The organism is uncultured Anaerococcus sp., from assembly GCF_937934665.1.
Lineage (GTDB): Bacteria > Bacillota > Clostridia > Tissierellales > Peptoniphilaceae > Anaerococcus.
Genome location: NZ_CALGYW010000048.1, coordinates 1 through 6,279 on the forward strand (window position 1 = coordinate 1; position 6,279 = coordinate 6,279).

Consider the following 6,279-nt stretch of genomic DNA (forward strand, 5'->3'; position numbering starts at 1 on the left):
TCGCATCCTGTTAGTGTTGCAGCGATTAATAGGGCTGCTATGATTTTTTTGTTAGTTAGTTTCATTTTTATCTCCTTTTTTTGATATTAATTTATATATTCCAAGTGCTGCTACAAGCACTACTGCTACCTTAGCTACTCCTTCTATACCAGTTCTTACAGATGAACCAGGATTGGTAATTGTAGAAATTGGTCGAGTAGTGGTTGTTACAACTTTTTTGTTGATTAACTCGTTTAGTTCTTTCTCGACTTTTATTGCATCATCCATAGTCATTTCTTCTCCAGATAAGGAATTTATTTTTGCTGCTATGGCCTTTCTATCATCTGGATTTGCTATTTTTAGCTGGTCTTTTTTAAACCTTTGAGCTAGGGCTTGGATAAAGTCACTAAACTTATCGCCATCTAGGCTGTTTTTAGCATTTAAAAGTTTCTTATAGGTAGCTCTTACCTCTTCTTCTGTTGGATTTTTATTTTCTCCAATAAGCTCATTTGCTTCTTTAAGGGCTAGATCATAGGCATCTCTAAGGGCTTTTTGGGCCTTTTGATACTTAAAGCCACCTTCTTTTAGCTTTTTATCTTCATTTATCAAAGTAGTCAAATCTTCTAGAAGCTTATCTCTGGTTAGGCTAGGATTTTTTTCTTCTTCGATTTTTTTGATAAAGCCTTTTATAGCGTCATCATTCATTGCCTCGTCAAGGGCCTTGAATATTGCTTCCTTATCAGAGCTTTCTTCATAAAGTTTTAAGGCACCTTCAAGTTTCTTTCTAGATGCTTGGTTAATTTCCTTGTATCCCTTGTGTTTACTTAGGGTTTTTAGGATATGGTAATATTTATTGGATAAATATTCCTTTTCACTTATTTTGCCTTCTAAAAGGCCCTTGGCATGGGCTAAGGCGTCCATAAGGTCTTTTGCTTCTTGGCTTTCAAAATTGCCTGATTTTTTATAAGTTTCAGCAGTTTCTAGTAAAAGTTTATAATTTTCTGCAGCATCTTTTAGGTTTTTATTTTGACTTACAGCTGCATTTTTATACTTTTCTGTTTCCATAAAGGCGTAGCCATCGATTAAGGCGTCGGTTAGTTTTCTCTCTCCTGCTGAAATATCGCCTTTTATCTCAGATTTGGCATTTAATAACTTTTTGTAGATGTCATCTAATTTATTTGCATCAGGAATATCTTCCTTGAGCAATTCTTCAGCACTGCCTATCAAGCTTATATAGTTTATGATGGCTGGATCCTGCTTGTTATTTTTCTTAGCCGCTTCATCTAAGGCCTTATATTTTTCAGAGTCTCTGAAATTTTTATCCTCATCTAGGATTTTTTGGATCCTAGAGGTTAAGAATGTTGCTAGCTTATCTATAGAATTTTTGAAATCCTTGTAGGCCTTATCCAGCTCTTCTAGCTTGGCATCTTTCTTATCTACTAACTTAGATGCAGTTTCTTTTGCCTCGGTGTAGGTTTCTTTGGCTTCTTTTTGATCTTCTCCATAGAATCTTTCGATATTGATCCCTACTGTTTTATCAAGCAAGCCCTTTATGGCTGCCTTTGCCTCGCTAACATCCTTGAAATTAGTGAAAGTCTTTAAGGCTTCATTAAGCGCCTTAGAAGCTTTTTCTGCTTCTTCGTCTGTGATTTTTTCTTTTTTCAACAATTCATTGGCTGAGAGGATAGCATCATTAAGCTTGCCTTGCTTGTCCATAGGTTCATCTATAAAGGCAGGATTACTTCTAAATTTCTCTGCCTTTTTGAGGTCTTCTTTAAGGATATCTAGCTTGGATTTTTCAGTTGGTGTATCAACTTGCTCGCCTTTAGCCTTTTCTATCCTAGCCTTTAAGTCGCTTAGCTTGCTTGCTAGGTTCTCATAGGTCTTGAGGCCTCTTTCTATACCGTTGACATGGTTTCTAGTATAGGCCTTTGCCTTAGCTATCTCAGCTTGGTATTCTTTTAATAAATTTAAGTCTTTTAGATCTTTTGTCAAGTCAGCACTTTCTATGACAAATTTTCTTAACTTATTTAAAACCTCTATGGTTTTTTTTTCGATTTCTTTTGAGTTTGAAGCGGTTTTAGGGCCAGAACTTGTGGCATCTATATTTTGTTTGGCTTTATAAGTGTCATCTAAGGCCTTGACTAGGTCTTCAAGGTTGACTTTTCCCTCAAGACCGGCAAGAGTCTCATAGGCTTTGATATAAGCCTCTTTTTTGTCCTCACCAGCTGCCTTGTATTTATCAGACTTGATAAAATCTTCATGACTTAATAGGAGCTTTTCTCTCTTATCAAGGAGGACACCAAGAGAGTTTTCAAAATTTTTTATATCTTCTTCATTTGGATTATATTCGTTTGTATCCTCTAGTGAGTCCTTATAGGTTTTGAAGATTTCTTCCAGACCTTTAGTAGAGCTAACTAGGCCATCACCTGTTATTTTACTAAATTGATCATCCCTTAACTTTAGAGTGGCATCTGTAATAGTTGTTTGGACCTTTTTATATTCTTCACTATCTTTTTTATCTTCGTGGTTTTTTAAGAGGGCCTCAAGCTTTATAATCCCCGCTTTAAAGCCATCTAGATTTGCCTTTGCATTAGCTGCTAGGCCTTTGTTGGCTGCTTCTATTTTTCCTATAATGGTTTCTAGTTCGCTCTGACTAGGTTCAGCTTTATTAACATAGTCAGCTGCTTCCTTCATAACTTTTTTGATTTCTTCTTGCTTTTCAGTGCTAGCTAGGCGGAAAACCTCAGATTTTTTGGTATTTTCAAAATCTTCCACATAGGCATTGATTAAAGCAAGTAAATCTTCATTATTTACTTCTTTACTTTCTTCAGCACTTAGCTCAACCTTCTCTGGCTCATCGGCAACAGCACCTGCTACAGGGCTTAGGACGAGTCCTAGGGTCAAGAGGCTTGCTATTAATTTTTTATTCATAGTTTTATTCCCTACAAGCGTCAATCTTTTAGTGTAATTATAATATATCTAGGCCTTTTTGTCAAAAAGCTCCCAGATTCCAACACTTATAGAGTTTATTTATATTGGATTAGGACTTTTTCTGCTGCTTTTATCAGAGTTTCTTGCTCTGCCATTAGGCTGTCAACTTCTTCTCTTACATCGCTAATCTTGTTTGGAGATAGGCTAATAAGTTGTTTGCAAGCTTCTAGGGTAATCTTTGCTTTTGAAACAGCTTTTTCTAGATTATCTCTTTCTGTTTTTTTCTTAACTAAAGCTTTTCGCTCTGCCTTGGCTAAATCAAGCTTGTCTTTTTCATCATTTATATCTTTTTCCATGACCTCTATAGAATTTTTCAAGCTTGGTAAAATCACAGAATCTGAAATAGCATTTACATAATCTCTTAAAAGGGCGTCATATTTTTCCTTATTCATGCCATCTTTCAAAACAAAATATGATTTAAGATAATTATAAAAATCATTGGCATTACGAGGACGAATCTCATAACCGTTTAATTCTGCACCATTTTGAAAATAAACTCCTAGCATAGCTTGTTCAATAGATGGGACAGTATTTGACACATATTTATCAAGCTCGGTAGAAATCTTAAATAAATTATCACTAATAGATTTTTCATCATAAACAATTTTGCCATCTTTGTTAACATAATCTTTAGAATGTTTACGCAAATCATCGTACACTTCATTTAAGACATTATAGTCTTTCTCTATCTTGTAAATCTCTTTATCCAGATTTTCAATTTTTTGATCTAGACTAGTTTCAGCTGCTATAGCCATAGAAGGTGCTACAAAAGCCATACTCATAGCTAGGGCAAGCGCCTTAAATTTTTTATTCATTACAAAGTCCTTTCTCGTCAAACTTACTTAAAAAGTACAATTCTTACTTCTATTATACCCCATTTTAGCCAATATTAGTCAAGTAAAATCAAAAATTGTAAATACTATTTGTATATAAAATAAAAATCCACCCGCAAAAAAGGGAGCCTAAGCTCCCATTTTTGCTAGCACCTACCTATAGCCACATATCTTCTTTTGCCAGATCTCGCTATATAAGAGGCCCATAGGTAGGTTTCATTTTCTACAAGCCTGTCATAATAGACCCTCTCTCCTGGAAAATACATGGCAACTTTGGCAGAGTTTGTGGTAGGCCTTGCCCTTACATTGGTGGCACACTTTATAACTGCCATGCCTACCCTATCAATAATCCTCTCCTTAGGTCTTTTCCCTCCTAAAACTGGCCTAAAATACCTCTCCTTATTAGACCTTCTAAGCTCTAGGACATTTCTAAGCCCTGTCGACCTATCAGCTATGCTAACCCCATTTGCCCTATAAGAGCAATGGATTATCTTATCCTTAGCCAGGAAAATCCCCGTATGGCCATAGGCTCCGGCAGACCTACCCTCTATACCTCTTATAAAAATGTCTCCTCTCCTAACATCCCCATAGGAATAAATCTCCTCAAAGACACTTCCCTTAAGCTTATAAAGGCTTTCAGTGTTGCCAATAACAGACCCCTTAGGGAGAAAACCTCCAGCGATTAGGGCATAGTAGACAAAGGATGAGCAGTCATAAAAGCAAGGTCCAAGCCTTGCTGGATAGGCCATAGAATAAGAAACCCTTCCCACTTTGGAAAGGGCAAAATCAATCATATTTTCTCTTGTCATAGTCCTCCTACTTCTTGATTTCCCTCAAAATCTCATCAAGCTTGCCATTAATTTGGACAATCAAAATAAGATTCATAACAATAGGAAATCCCACTTGTGAAATTAAATCAACTAGATCCATCTTCTAATCAAGGCTAGACTTGCGAGCTTTTCTTTGCAAAATACATCAAAGCAAGCAAGAATAAGAGAAGAAAAAGTATAAACATTCTTAAAAGTTTATAAAAAAAGCCCCAGACTAGAGGGTTTAAGATTATTAACTATAAAAATGAATATTAACTTTTCTCCAAATAGAAAGTCGCCTCATCTCCTTTCTATATTATTAGCCGGCTACTAATATATAGAAAAATAAGACAAAATGTCCCGAAGATTTTATCCAAGATAGAAATATTTTTTCTTTTATCCTAGATAAATTATTATCTTTTATAGAATTATTCTATTTACTATTGAATCTTCGTTTAAGGGGGAGCCCAGGGGAACGTTCCGCACGTTCCCCAACCCGCTCCCCCTTAGACCCCCTTCGGCTACCCCCTCCGAGCGACCCCTATGGCGGGGAGCATAAGCAGTAGATTTCCTTTGGAAATCTTTTATTGATAGGTTTTATGTCTTCGTTTTTGTTTGAACTAAATCCTGACTTTTTTGACATTCAGTCGGCTAAAAATCTCAATCTCGTCTGACTTATATCTTTAATTTTTATATTAGTTCACAGTATTTATAAAATCTTCATTCTTAGGTAGCTGTCAGTGAGATTTTCTTTACGCCTCCTTCATTTACAAAAATACTCGATATTTAGATTAATTTTTTCAATTTAAAATAAATACTAATCTAGCAATGTTTGGCGAAAGCCAAACGAGCCTGCTAAGTGTCTGTACTCCGAAATCATTTCTCTAATCTACTAAGTCATAAATTCTAATCAAGAAGCCCGTTAAGAAAATCGCACTGTTTGAGGCTTTAGCCGAGTTTGCGATTTTTAGGGTTTTGATGATTAGAATGATAGTAGGAATATACACCAATAAATACAAGGCCATCCCCTCCACTAAAGAGGTCTGCCGATAGGCAAACTTCTGGTTCCGCACTCCGCTTAAGGAGCCGCTCGAGGGTGTAACGATGAGGGGGTTTAAGGGGGAGCCCGATGAGGGACCCTGCGGAAGGTCCCTTGGGGCTCCCCCTTGGAACGAAGATTCAATAGTAAATAAAATTATCATTTAAAAGATAAAGTAATAACTTATCTTGGATAAAAAAGAAAAATACCCTATCTTGTATAGAAAACCATGCCCGGGTTTCCCCCCAGTAACGAAGGGTTTATGTAAATAACCGAAAAAATATATAAGATACAACATCACAATATATTAAAAGGAAAGGTTTTGGTGGAATAAAAAAACCTCCCTTTTTTAAAAAGGAAGGTTTTTGTCAAGTGAGTACCCGGGTATTTTATTGTAAGGAAGGACTTAAGAGTGCACTCTTAGTCAAGTCTTTCCTTAAGATACTAAATTAATTAGTCTCTTTTGCTTGTTGCGTATGCAACTGAAGCTGCTGCAAGGATACCTGCAACGCCTGCTACACCAGCAATACCAGTTTTAGCGTTGTTACCTGCTCCTTTAGATGGTTTGTTTTCAGCTGGTTTTTCATCGTCTTCTTTGTCGTCTTCAGCTGGTTTTTCATCGTCT

5 protein-coding genes are annotated in these 6,279 nt (G+C 36.3%); all 5 read right to left on the reverse strand.

All coding sequences use genetic code 11. The annotated features are described in order from the left end of the window. A partial coding sequence (locus Q0410_RS08495) for a lipoprotein (protein WP_367178689.1) occupies nt 1-65 on the reverse strand: 65 nt, incomplete at its 3' end. Further along, nucleotides 52-2,913, reverse strand: coding sequence for a hypothetical protein (locus Q0410_RS02225; RefSeq protein ID WP_299032444.1), 2,862 nt, complete (start codon nt 2,911-2,913; stop codon nt 52-54). The genes Q0410_RS08495 and Q0410_RS02225, both read right to left, overlap by 14 nt. 95 nt (nt 2,914-3,008) lie before the next feature. After that, nucleotides 3,009-3,788 carry a hypothetical protein gene (locus Q0410_RS02230; RefSeq protein ID WP_299032446.1) on the reverse strand — a complete coding sequence of 260 codons (780 nt, stop codon included), beginning with the start codon at nt 3,786-3,788 and terminating at the stop codon, nt 3,009-3,011. A 164-nt stretch (nt 3,789-3,952) separates the two neighbouring features. Further along, nucleotides 3,953-4,615, reverse strand: coding sequence for a peptidoglycan amidohydrolase family protein (locus Q0410_RS02235; RefSeq protein WP_299032448.1), 663 nt, complete (start codon nt 4,613-4,615; stop codon nt 3,953-3,955). A gap of 7 nt (nt 4,616-4,622) precedes the next feature. Continuing rightward, nucleotides 4,623-4,736, reverse strand: coding sequence for a YvrJ family protein (locus Q0410_RS02240; RefSeq protein ID WP_299032450.1), 114 nt, complete (start codon nt 4,734-4,736; stop codon nt 4,623-4,625). Nucleotides 4,737-6,279 lie beyond the last annotated feature (1,543 nt).